Origin of the sequence: Pigmentiphaga sp. (genome assembly GCF_019689535.1) — a bacterium.
Classification (GTDB): domain Bacteria; phylum Pseudomonadota; class Gammaproteobacteria; order Burkholderiales; family Burkholderiaceae_B; genus Pigmentiphaga.
In genome coordinates this window covers 1-19650 of the sequence record NZ_JADGHH010000053.1, presented here as the reverse complement: position 1 = coordinate 19650, position 19650 = coordinate 1, and the positions used below count along the sequence as shown (strand labels likewise).

At 64.5% G+C, this 19650-nt stretch carries 17 protein-coding genes; 8 read left to right on the top strand and 9 right to left on the bottom strand.

All coding sequences use genetic code 11. The features are described 5' to 3' along the window. From holA to leuS, 3 genes are all read right to left on the bottom strand, one after another. On the bottom strand, window positions 1–656 hold a 656-nt coding region (gene holA / locus IRZ12_RS06795), incomplete at its 3' end, for a DNA polymerase III subunit delta (protein ID WP_296466128.1). 57 nt (window positions 657–713) lie between these two features. Further along, on the bottom strand, window positions 714–1253 hold the full coding sequence (gene lptE, locus IRZ12_RS06790; protein ID WP_296466126.1) for an LPS assembly lipoprotein LptE: 540 nt from the start codon (window positions 1251–1253) through the stop codon (window positions 714–716). A gap of 74 nt (window positions 1254–1327) precedes the next feature. Beyond that, window positions 1328–3988 carry a leucine--tRNA ligase gene (gene leuS, locus IRZ12_RS06785; RefSeq protein WP_296466123.1) on the bottom strand — a complete coding sequence of 887 codons (2661 nt, stop codon included), beginning with the start codon at window positions 3986–3988 and terminating at the stop codon, window positions 1328–1330. 201 nt (window positions 3989–4189) lie between these two features. Here leuS and IRZ12_RS06780 point away from each other — a divergent pair, with 201 nt between their 5' ends. Continuing rightward, window positions 4190–6475, top strand: coding sequence for a UvrD-helicase domain-containing protein (locus tag IRZ12_RS06780; protein ID WP_296466120.1), 2286 nt, complete (start codon window positions 4190–4192; stop codon window positions 6473–6475). A 100-nt stretch (window positions 6476–6575) separates the two neighbouring features. Here the strand turns inward: IRZ12_RS06780 and infA are convergent, their stop codons facing one another. From infA to IRZ12_RS06755, 5 genes are all read right to left on the bottom strand, one after another. Beyond that, the gene (gene infA / locus IRZ12_RS06775) at window positions 6576–6842 is read right to left on the bottom strand and encodes a translation initiation factor IF-1 (protein ID WP_296466116.1); all 267 of its coding nucleotides are present in this window, start codon (window positions 6840–6842) and stop codon (window positions 6576–6578) included. Between the two features lie 397 nt (window positions 6843–7239). Continuing rightward, window positions 7240–7443 (bottom strand): cold-shock protein, encoded by a 204-nt coding sequence (locus tag IRZ12_RS06770; protein WP_296466113.1) that lies wholly within the window; start codon window positions 7441–7443, stop codon window positions 7240–7242. 233 nt (window positions 7444–7676) lie between these two features. Next, complete coding sequence (locus tag IRZ12_RS06765; protein WP_296466111.1) at window positions 7677–8462, bottom strand: BPSS1780 family membrane protein; 786 nt, start codon at window positions 8460–8462, stop codon at window positions 7677–7679. Between the two features lie 74 nt (window positions 8463–8536). Next, window positions 8537–9505, bottom strand: a complete 969-nt coding sequence (locus tag IRZ12_RS06760) for a homoserine kinase (protein WP_296466109.1) — start codon at window positions 9503–9505, stop codon at window positions 8537–8539. Window positions 9506–9615: 110 nt separating this feature from the next. Next, a complete protein-coding gene (locus tag IRZ12_RS06755) occupies window positions 9616–10410 on the bottom strand; it encodes a TIGR00730 family Rossman fold protein (RefSeq protein WP_296466107.1) in 795 nt (264 codons plus the stop codon). On the opposite strand from IRZ12_RS06755, the gene polA reads away from it, so the two are divergent. Beyond that, window positions 10409–13129, top strand: coding sequence for a DNA polymerase I (gene polA, locus IRZ12_RS06750; protein ID WP_296466103.1), 2721 nt, complete (start codon window positions 10409–10411; stop codon window positions 13127–13129). The genes IRZ12_RS06755 and polA overlap by 2 nt on opposite strands. Window positions 13130–13226: 97 nt before the next feature. Here the strand turns inward: polA and IRZ12_RS06745 are convergent, their stop codons facing one another. Continuing rightward, complete coding sequence (locus IRZ12_RS06745; RefSeq protein ID WP_296466100.1) at window positions 13227–13451, bottom strand: RNA-binding S4 domain-containing protein; 225 nt, start codon at window positions 13449–13451, stop codon at window positions 13227–13229. A gap of 112 nt (window positions 13452–13563) precedes the next feature. On the opposite strand from IRZ12_RS06745, the gene IRZ12_RS06740 reads away from it, so the two are divergent. The 6 genes from IRZ12_RS06740 to IRZ12_RS06715 all read left to right on the top strand — a co-directional run bounded on the left by IRZ12_RS06740 (window position 13564) and on the right by IRZ12_RS06715 (window position 19515). After that, window positions 13564–14919 carry a tryptophan--tRNA ligase gene (locus tag IRZ12_RS06740; protein ID WP_296466098.1) on the top strand — a complete coding sequence of 452 codons (1356 nt, stop codon included), beginning with the start codon at window positions 13564–13566 and terminating at the stop codon, window positions 14917–14919. 81 nt (window positions 14920–15000) lie between these two features. Continuing rightward, complete coding sequence (locus IRZ12_RS06735; protein WP_296466095.1) at window positions 15001–15630, top strand: L-threonylcarbamoyladenylate synthase; 630 nt, start codon at window positions 15001–15003, stop codon at window positions 15628–15630. Window positions 15631–15726: 96 nt separating this feature from the next. Then, window positions 15727–16374 (top strand): site-2 protease family protein, encoded by a 648-nt coding sequence (locus IRZ12_RS06730; RefSeq protein ID WP_296466092.1) that lies wholly within the window; start codon window positions 15727–15729, stop codon window positions 16372–16374. A 126-nt stretch (window positions 16375–16500) separates the two neighbouring features. Continuing rightward, on the top strand, window positions 16501–17400 hold the full coding sequence (dapA, locus tag IRZ12_RS06725) for a 4-hydroxy-tetrahydrodipicolinate synthase (RefSeq protein ID WP_296466089.1): 900 nt from the start codon (window positions 16501–16503) through the stop codon (window positions 17398–17400). 80 nt (window positions 17401–17480) lie between these two features. Beyond that, a complete protein-coding gene (gene bamC / locus IRZ12_RS06720; RefSeq protein ID WP_296466087.1) occupies window positions 17481–18668 on the top strand; it encodes an outer membrane protein assembly factor BamC in 1188 nt (395 codons plus the stop codon). Window positions 18669–18732: 64 nt separating this feature from the next. Next, complete coding sequence (locus tag IRZ12_RS06715) at window positions 18733–19515, top strand: MBL fold metallo-hydrolase (RefSeq protein WP_296466084.1); 783 nt, start codon at window positions 18733–18735, stop codon at window positions 19513–19515. The last annotated feature ends 135 nt before the right edge of the window (window positions 19516–19650 follow it).

Genomic DNA, 19650 nt, shown 5'->3' with positions numbered 1-19650 from the left:
TCGTAGCGCGCGACGTTCATGACCGCTTCCTGCACCTGTTCCAGCGTCAGGGCGCCTTCAGGATAGAGCAGGCCCAGCTTGAGGATTTCCTGGTGCGCGGCCAGCAAATTGCCTTCGACGCGATCGGCCAGCCATTGCAGGACTTCAGCGCTTGCGCGCTGCTGCTGGCGAGCCAGGCGTTCGCCTATCCAGCCGGGCAGCATGGGCCGTTCTATGGTCGGGACGTCGACGACCAGGCCGTGTTCGGCCAAGGCAGTGAACCAGTTCGAGGAACGGGTCGCCTTGTCGAGCTTGGGAAGCATCACGACCGTGATGCAGTCCCCGGCCTGGGCGGGCGCCTGGCGGGCGAGCCGGGCGATGACTTCCCCTCCCGTCTTGCCGGGCTTGCCCGAAGGAATCTTCAGCTCGAGCAGCCGGCGTTCGCCGAACAGCGAAATGGATTGCGAGGCGCTGAGCAGCGCGCTCCAGTCGCTCCGGGCGTCGGCCACGACGGTTTCCCGTTCGGTATAACCCGCCGCCATGGCGGCCGCACGCAGTGCATCGCAGGTCTCGATGACGAGCAGCGGTTCGTCGCCCGTGACCGTGTAGAGGGGCTCCAACTGCGTGCCGTTGCGCTGCAGCTGGGCGATGATCTGTTCCGGGCGCACTTGTTTCATGACGACCCCATCACGACGAATGGCTCAGGCTCGGGAACAACGGGATACCACCGGTCATCAACTGGGTTGCTTGGAATCGACGGCAGCCATCCTGCGCAGCAGTTGCTGGATGGCTTCGTTCTGCATGTCGCGGTACAACAACCCCGCCTCGAAATCCTTGGCGAGCACGTTCGAGTCGCTGAAGGTGAGGTCGCGCTTCAAGGCGATAGTCGTCGGCGGTATGTAGTCCTGGCCCTTGCCGTCGTGGACGCGGAAGGCGAACAGGTAGCGCAGTTCGAACTCCCGGACCCGGCCCGTGGCGTCCAACGACAGGATGCTACGCTCCTGGGTCTCCTGCAGGATCTGCAATTGCGCCTGCGCTGCCTTAGGGTCTTCGACGATCTGGGTGTTGGTCGTGCTGCGTACATATCGGCGCAACTGCGCACCGAGTTCGGACGTTTCGCTCGCTCCGATGTAGAGCGTCGAGAACGGTAGGTTCGCCGTGCCGCGGAGCGCGAAACCGCAGCCTCCCAACAGGCCCAGGCCGGCCGCACCGGCCGCCTGGAGCAAGAGGCGGCGCCGCGTGCCGGCGAAAGACGAAGAAGACGACGGTTTCATGCCAGTTCCTACAGTTCATTGTCGGGCTCGGCCCCTTGCGCAGCGAGAAACCGTGCCCGGGGCAGGGCCTGCTGCTAGCCGACCACGTTGACCAGCTTACCCGGTACGACGATAACCCGCTTGACCGGCCGCCCCTCGAGGAACTTGCCGACGGCTTCGTGAGCCACCGCAATGCCCTCGATCGTGGCCTTGTCGGCGCTGCTCGGCACGGAAATCGATCCGCGCAATTTGCCGTTGACCTGCAGCATGAGTTCGATTTCGTCGGTGACCAGGGCCGACTCGTCGACCTGGGGCCAGGGGGCATCGAGCAGATCCCCGTGGACGGTCGCATAGCCCAGTTCCTTCCATGCCGTCCAGGTGATGTGAGGCACGATGGGGTAGAGGATGGCCAGCAGGATGCGCGTGCCTTCGGCCAGCGCGGCGTCGCCCAGCTCGCCTTCGAGCTTGGCGTCCTCCAGCGCATTGAGCAGTTTCATCGCGGCGGAAACCACCGTGTTGTACTGGATGCGCTGGTAGTCGTAGTCGGCCTGCTTGAGAATGGCATGCACATCCCGGCGCAGGAGCTTGACCGCCTGGCTTGCAGCCGACCAGTCGGCCGGGGCGGGGTGGTTCAGCGCGGCCTGGATGCGCTCGCGATTGGCATAGCAGAAGGCCCACAGGCGCCGCAGGAAACGATGCGCGCCGTCCACGCCCGAGCCCGACCACTCCAGGGTCTGTTCCGGGGGGCTGGCAAACATGACGAACAGGCGGGCGGTGTCGGCGCCCTGCGTGTCGATCAGGGATTGCGGGTCCACGCCATTGTTCTTGGATTTCGACATGGTACCCACGCCGCCGTACTCGATCGGCGAACCGTCGGCCTTGAGCTTGGCGCCCACGATCGCGCCCTTGGCATCGTAGATGTTCTCGACCTCGTCCGGCCAGAAGTACTCGATGCCGCCTTTTTCGTTCTTGCGGAAATAGATATGGTTGAGCACCATGCCCTGCGTCAGCAGCTTGACGAAGGGCTCCCCGAATTTGACCAGGCCCAGGTCGCGCATCACCTTGGTCCAGAAGCGCGCGTAGAGTAGGTGCAGCACGGCATGCTCGATGCCGCCGATGTACTGGTCCATCGGCATCCAGTAATCGTTGCGCTCGTCGACCATGGCTTCGTCGTTGCCGGGGGAGGTGTAGCGCATGAAGTACCACGACGAATCCACGAAGGTGTCCATGGTGTCGGTCTCGCGCCGGGCCGGCTTCCCGCACTGCGGGCAGGCGCACTTGAGGAACGATTCGCACTTGGTCAGCGGGTTGCCAGTGCCGTCCGGGATCAGGTCTTCGGGCAGGACGACCGGCAAGTCTTTTTCCGGCACGGGCACCGGGCCGCACGCGTCGCAGTGGATGATGGGAATGGGCGTGCCCCAGTAGCGCTGGCGCGAAATGCCCCAGTCGCGCAGCCGGTAGGTTGTGCGTTTTTCGCCCAGCCCCTTGGCTGCGAGGTCCGCGGCGATGGCATCCACTGCTTCCTGGTGGGAGAGCCCGTCGTACTTGCCAGAATTGATCGTCCGCGCGACTTGCTTGTCGCCGTACCATTCCTGCCAGGCGTCGGTGGAAAAGGTTTGGCCTTCCGCGGCGATAACCTGCTTGATGGGCAGGCCGTATTTCTTCGCGAAGGCGAAGTCGCGCTCGTCATGGGCGGGCACGCCCATCACCGCGCCTTCGCCGTAGCTCATGAGCACGTAATTGCCTACCCAAACCGGCACCGGTTCACCCGTCAGGGGATGCACCACCGTCAGGCCCGTCGGCACGCCTTCCTTCTCGCGCGTGGCGAGTTCGGCCTCGGTCACGCCCCCCTTGCGGCATTCCTCGATGAAGGCGGCCACGGCCGGGTTGTCCTGGGCCGCATGCTGGGCGAGCGGGTGCTCGGGCGCCACGGCGCAGAAGGTCACGCCCATGATCGTGTCGGCGCGGGTCGTGAAGACGTACAGGCGGCCGTCCTGGATCAAATTGCCGGAGGCGTCGCGGATGTCGTGCGTGAAGGCGAACCGAGTGCCTTCGCTCTTGCCTATCCAGTGTTCCTGCATCAAGCGCACGCGCTCGGGCCAGCCGGGCAGGTTGTGCTTGACTTCGTGCAGGAGCTCGTCGGCGTAGGCGGTGATGCGCAGGTAATAGCCGGGTATCTCGCGTTTTTCGACTGGAGCGCCCGAACGCCAGCCGCGTCCGTCGATGACCTGCTCATTGGCGAGCACGGTCTGGTCGACCGGGTCCCAATTCACCACCTGCGTCTTGCGGTAGGCGATGCCCTTTTCCAGCATCTTCAGGAACAGCCATTGGTTCCACTTGTAGTACTTCGGGTCGCAGGCCGCCATTTCGCGCGACCAGTCGATGCCCAGGCCCATCGCCTTCATCTGCTTCTTCATGTAGGCGATGTTGTCGTAGGTCCATTTCGCGGGCGGCACCTTGGACTTGATGGCGGCGTTTTCGGCCGGCATGCCGAACGCGTCCCAGCCCATGGGCATCAGGACGTTGTAGCCCTTCATGCGCAACTGGCGATACATGGCGTCGTTGATCGTGTAGTTGCGCACGTGGCCCATGTGTAGCTTGCCGCTGGGGTAGGGCAACATCGAGCAGGCGTAGAACTTGGGCTTTTCGGAGCCGTCGGGGTTCTTGGCACGTTCTACCGTCAGGTAGGCGTTGGTCGCTTCCCAGTGTTTCTGGGCGGCGGATTCGATCTCGTTCGGCGCGTAGCGTTCCTGCATGGGTTCCGGGGCTGGTCTAGAGTATTCTGGCGCGGCGATGATGCCCATGGCCGCGGGCCTGTGCCGGCTGGCCAAGGACGCTCACCGGCTAAACCTGACATTATAGAAGCAGGTGCCGCGGCTCCGGCGCCGGGGCGGTCGTGCCCGCGCCCGGGGTGCTAGACTGCCAGCCGCGCCGTTCTTTTTTCTTTCCTCTGCTTTATGGCCTTGCTCGACAACTTGAATCCGCCCCAACTCGCCGCCGTGACGATCGAGTCCTGCCACGCCCTGGTGCTGGCCGGCGCGGGCAGCGGCAAGACGCGGGTGTTGACGACGCGCATGGCCTGGTTGATCCAGACGGGCCAGGTCAGTCCGCACGGGCTGCTGGCCGTCACGTTCACCAACAAGGCGGCTCGTGAAATGCTGACCCGGATCAGCGCAATGCTGCCGATCAATACCCGGGGCATGTGGATCGGTACCTTCCACGGCTTGTGCAACCGCCTGTTGCGCGCCCACCACCGGGATGCCGGGCTACCCCAGACATTCCAGATACTGGATACGTCGGACCAGCTTTCTGCCATCAAGCGCCTGCTCAAAGGAGCGGGGGTGGACGACGAAAAATATCCGCCCCGGCAGCTGCAGCACTTCATCAACGCCGCCAAGGAGGAAGGCCTGCGGCCGGCCGAAGTCGAGGCCTACGACAGCTACAACCGGCAGATGGTCGAGCTGTATGCGATGTACGAGGCGCAGTGCCAGCGGGAGGGCGTGGTCGACTTCCCCGAGCTGCTGTTGCGCTGCTACGAATTGCTGTCGCGCAATGCGCTCATTCGCGAACACTACCAGCACCGCTTCCGCCATATCCTGGTGGATGAGTTCCAGGACACGAACCGGCTGCAATATCGCTGGCTCAAGCTCCTGGCCGGCGGCGGCGCGGCCATTTTCGCGGTGGGCGACGATGACCAGTCCATCTATGCGTTCCGTGGCGCCAACGTCGGGAACATGGCCGAGTTCGAGCGCGAATTCGCGCACGACCGCGTCATTCGGCTGGAGCAAAACTATCGTTCGCATGGCCACATCCTGGATGCGGCTAACACGCTGATCCGCAACAACTCGAATCGCCTGGGCAAGAATCTGTGGACCGACCGGGGGCACGGCGAACCCATTCGGGTGTACGAAGCCTTGTCCGATGCGCAGGAGGCCCAGTGGGTGATCGAAGAGATCCGGTCGCTGGTCGGAGAGGGGCGCCTGCGGCGGGAAATCGCCATTCTCTACCGCAGCAACGCCCAATCCCGCGTGCTCGAACATGCGCTTTTCTCGGCCGGGATCCCGTACAAGGTTTACGGAGGACTGCGCTTCTTCGAGCGGCAGGAGGTCAAGCATGCATTGGCCTACTTGCGGCTCATGGAGAATCCGCATGACGACACGGCGTGGATGCGGGTGGTCAATTTCCCCGCGCGGGGCATAGGCGCGCGCACGCTCGAGCAACAGGCCGACATCGCTCGCCTGAACGGTTGCAGCCTTTACGCCGCGGTCAGCCAGGTGCCAGGGCGCGGCGGCAACAACCTGGCGCAGTTCGCCGCGCTGATCGACCGGATGCGCTTCGAGACACAGAATCTGCCGCTGCACGAGATCGTGGACCACGTCATCGAAGCCAGCGGGCTGGTGCAGCACTACCTGAACGAAAAAGAGGGTGCCGAGCGCATCGAGAACTTGCGCGAACTCGTCAATGCCGCCGCGGCGTTTGCGGCGGAGGACGGCTATGCGCAGACCGACGCAGGAGCCTTGCCCCAGGCGCTGCCCGAGGCCGGCATCGAGCTGCCGTCGCCGCTCGCCGCGTTCCTCGCCCATGCGGCCTTGGAGGCCGGCGACAATCAGGCGAGCGACGGCCAGGACGCCGTGCAATTGATGACTGTGCATGCGGCCAAGGGGCTGGAGTTCGAGGCGGTATTCATCACCGGCCTCGAAGAGGGCCTGTTTCCGCATGAAAACAGCCTGCTCGAACAGTCGGGCCTGGAAGAAGAGCGGCGCCTGATGTACGTGGCCGTGACGCGTGCGCGGGAGCGGCTGTACCTGAGTTTTTCGCAAACCCGAATGCTGCACGGGCAGACGCGCTACAACATGCGCTCACGGTTCCTCGACGAAGTGCCCGAAAGTTCGCTCAAGTGGCTGACTCCCCGCAACGGCCGGGCCAGGACGGCCGACGTGGCGGGAGGCTGGGGCCGGACTGCGTGGGGAGAGGAAAATCCGGCCGGCTCCGTTTCGCGCGCCGGCAAAGATGCGCCTTACCTCGGCTCATCGGAAGGGTATTCGAATCGCCGGACGTCGGCCGGCGTGGAGGTCAACGGGCGCACCTTCCGCGTCGGGCAAAGCGTCGTGCATCCGAAGTTCGGTGAGGGCGTCATCATCGGCATGACGGGCAACGGCCCGGATGCGCAGGTGCAGGTCAATTTTGGCAGCGCGGGCACCAAGACGCTGGCGCTGGCAGTGGCCAAACTAGAACCGGTTTGACCCCGGCCGACCGCGCCGGCATATCACGCCATGCGGCCGCGACAAGGTAAATCCGGTCGCGGCCGTTCCATTGCCGCCTAGAGTAGGCTCTCGGCCTCGTTCAGCGACGACGCGTGGGGCGTTGTCCCGCCGGGGCTGCCCCGGCATCCTTATGACGGAAGCTGATGCGCCCCTTGGTGAGGTCGTAGGGCGACAGCTCCATCGTGACCCGGTCTCCTGCGAGGATGCGGATGCGGTGCTTGCGCATTTTGCCCGATGCGTAGGCGGCTACCTCCATGCCGTTTTCCAGCGTGACTCGAAAGCTGGTCGAGGGCAGCACCTCGGCGACGATGCCTTCCATTTCGATCAGTTCTTCTTTGTTGGCCATGGGTCATTTCCTCCTGTGCATGCGAAATGCAGAAAAGCGAGCTTCGTTCCGCGCAAGGCGGATGCCGCAATACGTGGCGCCTGCGCCATCGATGACGGTGGAAGTTCGCAGTGAAGCGCGGCGGACCGAAGGTCCGGACGCGCGTTGGCGTTTGCCTGGCATGCCGCGCGGTGACGGGCGGCGGCGAAAGGAGCGCGGCGCGCCCCGGGGACGTTGCTGCGGCAACGAGTCAAGGGAGCGGGGAGTTCCTGCCTGGGGGCTTCCCAGGGGCATCCTGCGCCAGGACGTCGCGGATGCGAGTTCGTTTTCCCCGTGGCGGCCTTCGCAAATGCGGTGAGCGGCCGCCAAAAAACAAAACCCCCGCAAGCGGGGGTTTGGCGGATGCCCCTATTGTAGCTTACAGGGGCTGGATGTTGGAAGCCTGGCGGCCTTTGGGGCCCACGGTGACTTCAAACTTCACCTTCTGGTTTTCTTGCAGGGTCTTGAATCCTTCGACGCGGATCTCGGAGAAGTGCGCGAAAAGGTCGTCACCTCCCGAATCTGCAGTGATGAATCCAAAGCCTTTGGCGTCGTTGAACCATTTGACGGTACCGGTTTCCATGGTGTCTATCCTTGAGAAAAAAGTCATGGATGAATGGGTGCAAGACAATCAAGGATGGAGACCATGAACAACCCTGTACCGCAGCGGTAAGCAATTTGTGCAGCAACTCGTACTCTTGAAAATCATGCCGCACTTTTATACGCGGCTATCGTTGTGCGCGTCAACATGATTTCTTCCGCGATGACGAAAAACCGTGGATTATCGACGGCGGGCACGGGTTTTTACTGATGTGGCTACAGCGCCGACGCAAGCGTCAAGGAAGGTGGGGGGCCGAATACCCGGGTGTAGGTCGGATAGAAACTGCAGTAGAGCACGGCCGCAGCCAGGAAGTTGAACGGCATTTGGATCATGCCGGCCACGGTTTCCGACAGGCCGATCGCTTCCAGCATGCCGGCCCCGAGCTCCAGCGCCAGCACGATGAGCAACCACGTCGCGCCGTAGATGAGGAAAGCCCCCTTGTTCCGCCAGCAGGCGATGCCGGAGAAGAACAGCGCCTTGCGCAGCTCTAGCCTGTGCCATGCGACCAGCGCAGGCGCGTGCCAGAATAGGCCGGCAATGGTGACGTAAAGGAGCCCGAAAATGATGACGGGGGCGCGCATGGCCGCAAACAGCGCACCCATGTCGTCCGGCGACAGGTCTTGCACCGCCTGGCGTAAGCTGTCCGCGAAAGGTAGAAAGGCGACGAGCCCCGCGAGCAGTACGGCGGCAACGTAGAGCCCACCCATGGCCAGCAGTTTCTTGAACAGTCCCGGGGCCTTGAGCACCGTGAACAACCTCAGCGGAAGCACCGTTTTGTCTTGATCAATCGCCCGGCATGCCTCCAGTGTCATGACGGTGATGGCCGGCATGGCGGTCACGAACAACAGCGGCCCGACCGGGGCGAGGATGCTGGCAACCAGCACCATGAAGCCTACCGTCAGTGCCCACGTGAACATCGCCATGGGCTGCTTGCGGAAAAGCGCGAAGCCGTCGAGCACCCATTGCCAGCCGGCGCCGGGAGCCAGGGAAGCTGCTTGCATCAGCAGACCTCCTTTCGATCCGCGGGGGCCTGTGCGGGTTGACGGACGCTCAATGCAAAGAGTCGTTTCATGGTTCAGGGAAGTGGAAGAGGTTCACCGTCGCGCCGCAGCCGCAGGATGCGCTCGAAGTGGGCCGGGTCATGCGGCGTCAGGGTTTGCGCCGGGCGGGGCAAGTGAAAGTCACGCAGCCTGGACATCCAGAATCGCAGCGCCGCCGCGCGCAGCAGGGTGCGCCACGAATCGCGCTCGACGTCGGTGAGCGGGCGCACCTGTGCGTAGGCGTTCAACAGCGACTGCATGAGCTCGGGCCGGAATTCGCCGCTCGCATGGTCGATGCACCAGTCGTTCACGCAGACGGCGAGATCGAACAGCCAGGTGTCGCAGCCAGCGAAGTAAAAGTCGATGAAACCGCCGAGTTCCGGCGCTTCGCGCGTTCCCGCGAACAGCACGTTGTCGCGGAATAGGTCGCAGTGCGCCGGGCCGGCCGGCAATTGCCGGTAGGCAGCCGATGCTGCAAATGCCACTTGGAAGTCCACCTCGTCCCTTAGCATGGCCGCGGCGTCTGCATTCAGGTAGGGGAGCAGGACAGGCGCCGTTTCGCGCCACCAGTCCACGCCTAGCAGGTTAGGTTGGTAGGCCGGGAAATCCTTGCCCGCCAGGTGCATCCTGGCCAGCGTGGCGCCGACCTGGGCGCAGTGCGAGGCGAGGGGCGCCATTTCGCACTTGCCAGGCAGCAGCGTGGCGATGGTGCACGGCTTGCCGTGCAGCTCCGCCAGTCGGCGTCCGTCCACCGTGGCCTGGGGATGCGGCACCGGAATACCGTGCTCGGCCAGATGGGTCATTAAGTCGATGTAGAACGGCAACTGTTCCCGCGTCAGGCGCTCGAACAAGGTCAGCACGTATTCGCCGCGGCTGGTGGTGAGAAAGTAATTGGTGTTCTCGATGCCGGAAGGAATGCCGCGCAGGGCGCGAAGTTCGCCCAGGGAATAATCGGCAAGCAGCGCGCGGGCATCCGTTTCGTCGACGGGGGTGAATACGGCCATGGATAAGCGTAGTTGAGGCTGATATCGATGATTACCCGCATTCTAGCGTTACGGCACCTTCTCCGTCCTCGCCCGCCCCGCGGCGGCCCGAAGGGTAGGGCGAGGGGGGATCAGAGGTTCAGCAATTGTTCGCGCTCGCCGGGCGATTGGGCGAAGCCCTCGTGCTGGTAAAAGTCGAAGATGGCGTCGACGATGGCCTGGGGGTCGTCGATGACCTGCATCAGGTCGGGGTCACCGGCCGAGATCAGGCCGCGTCCCAGGGGTTGCGCCCGTATCCAGTCGAGCAGCCCCTGCCAATAGTCCGCGCCGACCAGGATGATGGGCATCCTGCGGCTCTTGTTGGTCTGCACCAGCGTCAGCGCCTCGAACAGTTCGTCCAACGTGCCGTATCCTCCGGGAAGCACCACGTAGGCCGAGGTGTACTTGACGAAAGCCACCTTCCGCGCGAAGAAATGGCGGAAATACAGGCTGATGTTCTGGTAGCCATTGCTCGATTCTTCGAACGGCAGTTCGATATTCAAGCCCACGCTGGGGCTGGGGCCTTCGTAGGCGCCCTTGTTCGCTGCCTCCATGATGCCGGGGCCGCCTCCGGAGATGACGGAAAAGCCGGCTTCGGAGAGCTTCCTGGCGATCTGTTCCGTTTTCTCGTACAGGGGGTCGCCCGCGGGGATGCGGGCGCTCCCGAAAATACTGACGGCGGGCCGGATCTGGGCGAGGCGCTCCGAAGCCTCGATGAACTCTGACATAATCCCGAGGACATGCCATGACTCGCGCGCTTTCGTGGCCGTGGCGCGTTCCACGTTCACCACCTCCCGCAGGCCGGGAACGCGTCCTGTCCGCTTCGGGGCGGTTCCGCCGTCGCCGTGGGTTTCCTTGCCTACTACGAATTCTCTTTGTTTGATCATGATCAAGACGTTGCTGTTGGTCGACGGTTCCAGCTATCTCTACCGCGCATATCACGCCCTGCCGGACCTGCGCAACGCGCAAGGAGAACCGACCGGCGCGCTGTACGGCGTGTTGAATATGCTGCGCCGCGCATTGAACGATCATAAGGCAGACTATCTCGCCTGCATTTTCGACGCTCCGGGCAAGACTTTCCGCGACGAACTGTATCCGGAGTACAAGGCCAACCGCGCCGCCATGCCGGAAGACCTGGCACGCCAGATCGGTCCCATCGTCGAGGCCATCCGCGCCCAGGGCTGGCCGGTTTTCGCCATCGAGGGCATCGAGGCCGACGACGTGATCGGCACGCTCTGCCACCAGGCCGCCGCGCGAGGCATCCGCACCATCGTGTCCACCGGCGACAAGGACCTCGCCCAGCTCGTCAATGATCACGTGACGCTGGTCAACACCATGACCTCGGAAGTACTCGACGCCGAAGGCGTGGCGAAAAAATTCGGCGTTCCCCCCGAGCGCATCGTCGACTACTTGATGCTGATCGGCGACTCCGTCGACAACGTTCCCGGCGTAGAGAAGGTCGGGCCCAAGACGGCTGCCAAGTGGCTCAACGAATACGGTTCGCTCGAGGGGATCATCGCGCAGGCGGACAAGATCAAAGGCGTCGCGGGCGCCAACTTGCGGGCGGCCATACCGAATTTCGAGCTCACTCGATCGCTCATAACGGTTCGCACCGATTGTGACCTGGGCGCCTACATATCCGGCGTGGAGTCGCTCACCATGCGGCCCGCGGATCGGGAGCGCCTGGAGGCGATGTACGAACGCTACGGGTTCCGCACTTGGCTCAGGGAGCTGACGGGTGATGCCGAACGCATACCCGAAGGGGATTCCCGCGTCCAGGCCGATGCGCCGCCCGCGCCCGAAACCGTCCATTACGAAACGGTGAGCGATTGGGAAGCATTCGATCGCTGGCTCGACATCATCCAGGCCGCGCCGCTGGTGGCGCTCGATACCGAAACCGACTCCTTGGTGGAAATGGAGGCCCGCCTCGTGGGCCTGTCCTTGGCCGTCCGGCCGGGAGAGGCATGCTACATCCCGCTGGCGCACCGTCATCCGGATGCCGTGGCACAACTTCCCAAGGACGAGGTGCTGGCCCGCCTTGCGCCTTGGCTCGAGAATGCGGACGCTCCCAAGCTGCTGCACAACGCCAAATACGACACCCATGTGTTCGCCAATGCGGGCATCGCGCTCCGGGGAATCGCGCATGACACCATGCTCGAAGCCTACGTGCTGGAGTCTCACCGCAGCGTGGCCCTCGACGACCTTGCCCAGCGTTGGCTGGGGCGCAAAGGCCTGTCGTACGTCGATGTTTGCGGCAAGGGTGCCAACCAGCTTTGTTTCGACGAGGTCGCCATCGACGTGGCGACCCGCTATGCCTGCGAGGACGTGGATTTCACCCTGCAGCTGCATGCCGCGTTATATCCGCGCATCGAGGCCGACCCCGGGCTCGCGCGCATCTATGCCATCGAGGTGCCGGTCTCGCGCGTGTTGACCATCATGGAGCGCAACGGCGTGCGCATCGATCCGGACGAATTGGCGCGGCAGAGCCACGCGATTGGACAGGAATTGATGACGCTCGAGCAGCGCGCCTATGAATTGGCCGGGCAGCCGTTCAATCTCAATTCACCCAAGCAGCTGGGCGAGATCCTGTTCGGCAAGCTGCAATTGCCGGTGGTCAAGAAGACGGCCAGCGGCGCGCCGTCCACGGACGAAGACGTGCTCAGCAAGCTGGCCCAGGACTATCCCTTGCCGCAGACCTTGCTGACCTATCGCGGCCTGGCCAAGCTCAAGTCCACATACACCGACAAGCTGCCCAAGATGATCAACGCCCGCACCCAGCGCGTGCACACCAGCTACGCGCAGGCAGCGGTGGTGACGGGGCGCCTGGCTTCGAGCGACCCGAACCTGCAGAACATCCCGGTGCGCACGCCCGAGGGCAGGCGCGTGCGGGAAGCCTTCGTGGCCGAGCCAGGCAACCTGATCATGTCGGCCGACTATTCCCAGATCGAGCTGCGCATCATGGCGCACATCTCGGGCGACGAGAACCTGCTGGCAGCCTTTGCGCGCGGCGAAGACATCCACCGCGCCACGGCCGCGGAAATCTTCGGCGTCAAGCCGGAAGAGGTCAACGCCGAGCAGCGGCGCTACGCCAAGGTCATCAACTTTGGCCTGATCTATGGAATGAGCGCATTCGGCCTGGCCAGCAACCTCGGCATCACCCGGGACGCCGCCAAGCACTACATCGACCGCTACTTCGCCCGCTATCCCGGCGTGGCGCGCTACATGGACGAGACCCGAGAGCAGGCGAGGGAGCGGGGTTACGTCGAAACCGTATTCGGCCGCCGCCTGTGGCTGCCCGAAATCCGGGGCGGCAGCGGTCCGCGCCGCCAGGCCGCCGAGCGGGCGGCCATCAACGCCCCCATGCAAGGCACGGCCGCCGACCTGATCAAGATGGCGATGGTGGCCGTCCAGAATTGGATCGAGGCTGAAAAGCTCCGTGCACGCCTGATCATGCAGGTGCACGATGAGCTCGTGCTCGAAGTCCCGGCCGAAGAGCGCGAAATCGTCGCCCAGCGCCTGCCGGAGCTGATGTGCGGCGTGGCGCAGCTGAATGTCCCGTTGGTTGCCGAAGTCGGCGCCGGCGCCACCTGGGAGCAGGCGCACTGAGCCGCACGGCCCTGGTGGCGGCCGGGCGGATCGACGCACCGGCCGGTGCCTTCCGCCTCCGCCCGGTCACGGGGGCGGGGCGCAAGCGCGGGGCGTATCAAGAACCTCCGCCCTGGACCTCGATCCTTACTCCCTCGACCTCCACCGCCTGCCCTGCCCGCACTTTAAAGGTCTTGCGCAGTTCTACCTGCCCGTCCACCTTCACGACCCCGGAGGCGACCAACGCCTTCCCGGCGCCTCCCGAATCCGCGAGGCCCGTGAGTTTGAGCAAATCGCATAGCGGCACATAATCACCGGCGAGCGCGAAAGAAATGACGGCCATGACGGGCCCCAAGGAAAAACCGACACCCGCCATTATCCGCCAACGCAAGCGATCGCGCCCGAGAGGTACACTGCGGCTCTATCCCCGTATTCAAGCTAGCCCTTTCCCGAATATGAGAACCCGCATCCTCACCGGCATCACGACTACCGGCACCCCGCACCTCGGCAACTATGTCGGTGCCATTCGCCCAGCCATCGAGGCGAGCCGCAACGAGGAAAACGATGCCTTCTTCTTCATGGCCGACTATCACGCCCTCATCAAATGCGAGGATCCCGTGCGGCTGCAGCGCTCGCGCCTGCAGATCGCCGCGACGTGGTTGGCCGCAGGGCTGGACCCGCAGCGGGTGACCTTCTACCGGCAGTCCGACTTGCCCGAAATCCCCCAATTGTGCTGGCTGCTGACCTGTGTCACGGCCAAGGGATTGATGAACCGGGCCCATGCCTACAAGGCCGCCGTCGACCAGAACGTAGCGGAGAACCAGGATCCGGACGCAGGCGTCACGATGGGGCTGTTCTCGTATCCTGTGCTGATGGCGGCAGACATCCTGCTGTTCAACGCCCACCGGGTGCCCGTCGGGCGCGACCAGATCCAGCACATCGAGATGGCGCGCGACATCGCCCAGCGCTTTAGCCACATCTACGGGCGCGGCCGCGAGCTGTTCGTGCTGCCCGAGGCGCAGATCGACGAGTCCGTGGCCACGCTTCCGGGGCTGGACGGCCGCAAGATGTCCAAGAGCTACAACAACACCATTCCGCTGTTCGAAGGCGGTAGCAAGCAATTGCGCGAGGCGATCGGCCGCATCGTGACCGACTCGCGGCTGCCGGGAGAGCCCAAGGATGCGGAGAATTCGCATCTCTACATCATTTACCGGGCTTTCGCGTCGAGCGATGAGGCGGCGGCTTTCCGGCGCGCCCTGGAAGAGGGGATGGGTTGGGGAGATGCCAAGCAGGCCTTGTTCGAGCGCATAGAGCGCGAGATCGGCCCCATGCGCGAGCGGTATGAAAGCCTGATGGCGCGTCCCGAGGAAATCGAGGAGATCCTGCAAGAGGGGGCGCGCAAGGCGCGGGCCATCGCAGGACCGTTTCTTGCCGAGCTGCGGGCGGCAGTGGGGCTGGATGCGGTCCAGCCGGCCGGGGCACCCGTGGCAAAGAAAAAGTCGGGCAAGCAGGCCCGCTTCGTCAGCTTCCGAGACGAAGACGGACGCTTCCGCTTCCGCTTCTTGGCCGCGGACGGCCAGGATTTGCTGCTTTCGGAGCCTTATGCGGACGCCAAGGCCGCCGGCGCCGTAGTCAAGCAGCTGCGTGCCTTGGCCGATCCCGGGGAGGCCCTGCGCGCTGACGGGGATTCCTATGTCTTGTTCCTGGGCGGCGCGCTGGCGGCACGCGGCCCGAGTTTCACTGACGCCGCGGCGCGGGACTCGGCATTGGCCAAGCTGGTCGCCGAGTTGCGTACGATGGCTGCGGATTGAGGCAACGCCCCCGGACCCTCCGGAGGCAAGGGGGCCCGGACGTTTTCCGGGCGTATGCGCTTTTTGCGAGGACCAGGCGACGTGGCACAGTTCTTCTCCGTACATCCCCAGAATCCGCAATTGCGCCTGCTCAAGCAGGCTGCGCAGCTCATACGGGCCGGCGGGCTGGTGGCCATCCCCACCGATTCCAGTTACGCGCTCGTGGCGCCGCTGGACGACAAGCATGCCGCGGAGTCGCTCCGGCGGCTGCGCGGCGTCGATGAGCGGCATCATCTCACCGTGCTTTGCCGCGACCTGGCGGAAATCGGCCAATTCGCCCATGTCGACAACAAGCAGTACCGGCTGCTGAAGGCCGCCACGCCCGGCCCTTGGACCTTCATCCTGGAGGCGACCCGGGAAGTGCCGCGGCGCTTGTCGCATCCTTCGCGCAAGACCATAGGCATACGCGTGCCCGATCATCCCATCGCCTTGTGCCTGCTCGAGGAGATCGGCTCGCCGCTGCTTTCGAGCACGCTGATCCCGGCCGGGGAAGAGGATCCGATGAATGAGCCGGTCGAGATCCGCGAGCGCTACGAACACGACTTGGCCGCGGTCGTGGACGGGGGGGCTTGCGCCCGCGAGCCGACCACGGTGGTGGATTTGACGGGTGCCGAGCCGGTGGTGCTGCGCCGAGGCCGCGGAGACCCGGCCGCGCTCGGGCTCACCGCCTAGCCCGTCGCAGACGGCGCGCACGGGCCCCACCGGGCAGCGGGGAAAATCCGACTTCCGGACGGCTCTCGGCGCGGAGCTCTGCCGTTACAATGCCGCATGGATTCCATCATTCAAACCATCGCGGTCTATGCCATCCCGCTGATCTTCGCGATCACCTTGCACGAGGCCGCCCACGGCTACGTGGCGCGCATGTTTGGCGACGACACCGCCACCCAGGCGGGGCGGGTGACGCTCAACCCGGTCAAGCACATCGATCCGGTCGGCACGCTGCTGGTGCCGGCGGTCATCTTGCTGACCAGCAAGCTGCTCGGCGGAGCGGGGCTGCTGTTCGGCTGGGCCAAGCCCGTCCCGGTCGATTTCGGCCGCCTGCACCGTCCCAAGCGTGACATGCTGTGGGTGGCCGCAGCAGGGCCGGGCATCAATCTGGTCATGGCGATCATCTGGGCCCTGGGCCTGAAGCTGATGCTGGGCGCGGGGGTAGACGAGCGATTCTTCGTAGCCATGGCGATAGCGGGGGTCCAGGTCAACCTGATGCTGATGGCCTTGAACCTGCTGCCCATCCCGCCGCTGGACGGCGGCCGCATCGTCTTTAGCCTCCTGCCGCATTCGCTCGCCTGGAAATACTCCAAGCTGGAGCCTTACGGCATGCCCATCCTGCTCGTCTTGCTGATGACGGGCATGCTGGGATTCCTGGTTCGTCCCATGCTCATGCTCGGGGATGCCATCGTAAGATTGTTCCTGTAGGGCCTGCGCCAGGAGGGGTAGCCGCGCTGCTGCGCGCTCCCGCGCGGGGCGCGCCTATATTTCCGGTACACTTGTACGATTTCCGATTCGTTCCGTTTGATCCCTTTCCGGGCCCCCAAGCATCGTATGGCAACCACATCTCGCACCCCTATTGAAGGCAGCATCGTCGCTATCGTCACTCCGATGCAGCCAGACGGGAAGCTCGATTTCGAAGCCTTCCGGGCGTTGCTCGACTGGCATTTGGCCGAAGGCACGGATGGCTTCGTGGTGGTGGGAACGACGGGCGAATCGCCTACCGTTTCGGTGGACGAGCACGTCGAGCTGATCCGGGTCGCCGTCCAGCACGTCGCGGGCCGGGCTCCGGTCATCGCCGGCACCGGCGCCAATTCGACCGCCGAAGCCATCGAGCTGACCGAAGCCGCCAAGAAAGTGGGCGCGGACGCGGGACTGTCGGTCGTGCCGTATTACAACCGCCCCACGCAGGAAGGCCTCTACCGGCATTTCAAGGCCATCGCCGAGGCGGTTGACCTGCCGATGATCCTGTACAACGTTCCCGGGCGCACCGGGTGCGATTTGTCCAACGAGACGACGCTGCGCTTGGCGCAGGTGCCGGGCATCATCGGCCTGAAGGATGCCACCGGCGACATCGGCCGCGGCGCGCTGCTGCTGAGCCAGGTTCCGGAGTCATTCGCCGTCTATAGCGGGGACGACCCCACGGCTGCGGCGCTCATCATGCTGGGCGCCCGCGGCAACATATCCGTCACGGCCAACGTGGCGCCGCGCCTCATGCACGAGCTGTGCGTGGCGGCGCTGGCCGGCGACGCCAAGAAGGCGGCGCAAATCAATCGCCGCCTCGCCTTGCTTAACCGCAATTTGTTCCTCGAACCCAACCCCGTGCCCGTCAAGTGGGCGCTTGCCCAAATGGGGCGCATGGCGCTGGGTTACCGCCTGCCCTTGGCCGAACTGGGGGCTCAGCATCATGCTGCCGTCAGGGAAGCGCTCGCCGCCGCGGGCATCCAGGTCTGATCTTCCGCCACATGCTTTTGCCAGACGTGATCCGCCGGCGCAACGATAGGGCCGGTCGCGGCCTCAGGAGTTATCCGTCAATGAATGCAGTGCCTACGAATCTCTCCCGCCTGGCTATCTTGCCAGTGCTGGTTTCCCTGTCCACATTGATCGCGGGCTGCAGCAGCGTCAACCAGTTGCTTGGCAAGGAAGAGTCCATCGACTACAAGAGCGCCTCGCCGGCGCCCTCGGCAAAATTGGAAGTGCCGCCTGACTTGACCCAGCTGCCGACCGACAGCCGCTTCCAGGTTCCGGGCCAGGCCTCGTCCGGGTCGACGCCGCCTGCTCCGTCTTCCACGACCTTCTCCAGCTATTCGAGCGTGCAGGCCCAGCCCGAGGCTAGCCAGGCGGCGAGCACGGTGCTCCCCGAGCGGCCGGACATGCGCATCGAACGAGACGGGGACAAGCGCTGGCTGGTGGTGATCGACCGTTCCCCGGACCAGCTGTACCCGATCGTGCGGCAATTCTGGCAGGACCTCGGGTTCCTGTTGCGCCAGGACCTGCCCCAGGTCGGCGTGATGGAGACGGACTGGGCCGAGAACCGGGCCAAGATCCCGCAGGACTTCATCCGCAACACCATCGGGAAGGTCTTCGACTCGCTCTGGTCCACCGGCGAGCGTGACATGTTCCGCACCCGCCTGGAGCGCGTGGGCAACAGCACCGAGATCTACATCAGCCATCGGGGGGCGCAGGAGGTGTTGACCGGCGCCGAGAACAGCCAGACCACCTGGACCTCGCGTCCCAACGATCCTGGCCTGGAAGCCGAAATGCTGGCGCGCCTGATGGTGCGCCTGGGTGCGGATTTCGATCGCGCCAAGGCTGCGGTGGACCGGGCGCAGCAGATCGACAAGGGAGCGGCCCCCCAATTGGTGACCGGGTCTGGTGAAGCGGGCGCCTTGCAGATCGCCGAGCCGTTCGACCGCGCTTGGCGCCGCGTCGGCTTGGCCCTGGACCGCGGTGGCTTCACCGTGGAAGACCGCAACCGTGCGGAGGGCGTCTACTATGTACGGTACGTGGATGCCGACGCGGCCAGCGCCGACAAGCCCGGCTTCTTCGGTCGCCTGTTCGGCCGCGGCAGCGACAAGCCGGAAAGCCGTCCGCAGTACCGTGTGAAGCTGGTTTCGTCGAACGACACGACTCAGGTGACGGTCTTGGATGCGCAAGGCAATCCGGAAACGTCTGCGACGGGCCGGCGCATTCTGAACGTCCTGCTCAACCAACTGAAATAAAGCCATCGTCCGCGCGCTGCCTGGGCAAGGGCAGGCGCGCGCACCAGGCTTCATAGGGTTCGCTTTGCGCTATACCAGTCTGGGCAGCGGCAGCGAGGGCAATGCCCTCGTGGTCGAGGCCAGGGAGGGGATTTCCACGACCCGCGTCATGATCGACTGCGGGTTCGGGCTACGCGAAATCGAGCGCCGGCTGCTGGCGCGCGGCATCGAGCCGTCGTCGCTGAACGGCATTCTCGTCACCCACGAACACGGCGATCACATCGGTGGAGTCTTCCGCCTGGCACGCCGGCACGGCATTCCCATCTATCTGACCAACGGCACGCGCGAGGCCGTGGCTGCCCGGATTCCGGAGGGTACGGTCACGATATGCTGCGACAGCCATTCCGCCTTTGCCGTGGGTGGGTTGCTCGTGCAGCCCTTTCCCGTCCCGCACGATGCGCGCGAACCGGTGCAGTACGTATTGCATGACGGCCAATGGCGGCTGGGCGTCTTGACGGACTTGGGAGAGGGCACGCCCCACGTGCACCGCACGCTTTCCGGCTGCGATGCCTTGGTGCTCGAGTGCAATCATTGCCCCGACATGCTTGCCAACGGTGATTACCCGGTCTATCTGAAATACCGCATCAGCGGCCGCTTCGGCCATTTATCCAATGCTGCGGCAGCGGAGCTGCTACGGGCCGTGGACCGCTCCCGGCTGCGGTTCCTGCATGCCGCCCATCTCAGCAGGACAAACAACTTGCCCCGCCTGGCGCGTGAAGCGCTGGCGTCCGTGCTTGGCTGGCGGCCGGAAGATGTTGGGGTCGCCGATCAGGATGCCGGTTTCGATTGGGTGGCATTGAGCGGGTGAAAAGCCTGCCCGGGCGGCCTGGCTCGACAGCCAGGAACGACAAAGCCTCCCGAAGGGAGGCTTTGTCTACGGCCGCAGGCGCGGCCGCGCTGATCACAGACAGTCTCTTATACACATCACCGAGCCCACCAGACA

What these genes read in the sequence shown, in the direction of transcription:
- lptE (WP_296466126.1), bottom strand. Translation starts at nt 1,253, where the DNA reads ATGAAACCGTCGTCTTCTTCGTCTTTCGCCGGCACGCGGCGCCGCCTC.
- leuS (WP_296466123.1), bottom strand. Translation starts at nt 3,988, where the DNA reads ATGCAGGAACGCTACGCGCCGAACGAGATCGAATCCGCCGCCCAGAAA.
- IRZ12_RS06780 (WP_296466120.1), top strand. Translation starts at nt 4,190, where the DNA reads ATGGCCTTGCTCGACAACTTGAATCCGCCCCAACTCGCCGCCGTGACG.
- infA (WP_296466116.1), bottom strand. Translation starts at nt 6,842, where the DNA reads ATGGCCAACAAAGAAGAACTGATCGAAATGGAAGGCATCGTCGCCGAG.
- IRZ12_RS06770 (WP_296466113.1), bottom strand. Translation starts at nt 7,443, where the DNA reads ATGGAAACCGGTACCGTCAAATGGTTCAACGACGCCAAAGGCTTTGGA.
- IRZ12_RS06765 (WP_296466111.1), bottom strand. Translation starts at nt 8,462, where the DNA reads ATGCAAGCAGCTTCCCTGGCTCCCGGCGCCGGCTGGCAATGGGTGCTC.
- IRZ12_RS06760 (WP_296466109.1), bottom strand. Translation starts at nt 9,505, where the DNA reads ATGGCCGTATTCACCCCCGTCGACGAAACGGATGCCCGCGCGCTGCTT.
- polA (WP_296466103.1), top strand. Translation starts at nt 10,409, where the DNA reads ATGATCAAGACGTTGCTGTTGGTCGACGGTTCCAGCTATCTCTACCGC.
- IRZ12_RS06755 (WP_296466107.1), bottom strand. Translation starts at nt 10,410, where the DNA reads ATGATCAAACAAAGAGAATTCGTAGTAGGCAAGGAAACCCACGGCGAC.
- IRZ12_RS06745 (WP_296466100.1), bottom strand. Translation starts at nt 13,451, where the DNA reads ATGGCCGTCATTTCTTTCGCGCTCGCCGGTGATTATGTGCCGCTATGC.
- IRZ12_RS06740 (WP_296466098.1), top strand. Translation starts at nt 13,564, where the DNA reads ATGAGAACCCGCATCCTCACCGGCATCACGACTACCGGCACCCCGCAC.
- IRZ12_RS06730 (WP_296466092.1), top strand. Translation starts at nt 15,727, where the DNA reads ATGGATTCCATCATTCAAACCATCGCGGTCTATGCCATCCCGCTGATC.
- dapA (WP_296466089.1), top strand. Translation starts at nt 16,501, where the DNA reads ATGGCAACCACATCTCGCACCCCTATTGAAGGCAGCATCGTCGCTATC.
- bamC (WP_296466087.1), top strand. Translation starts at nt 17,481, where the DNA reads ATGAATGCAGTGCCTACGAATCTCTCCCGCCTGGCTATCTTGCCAGTG.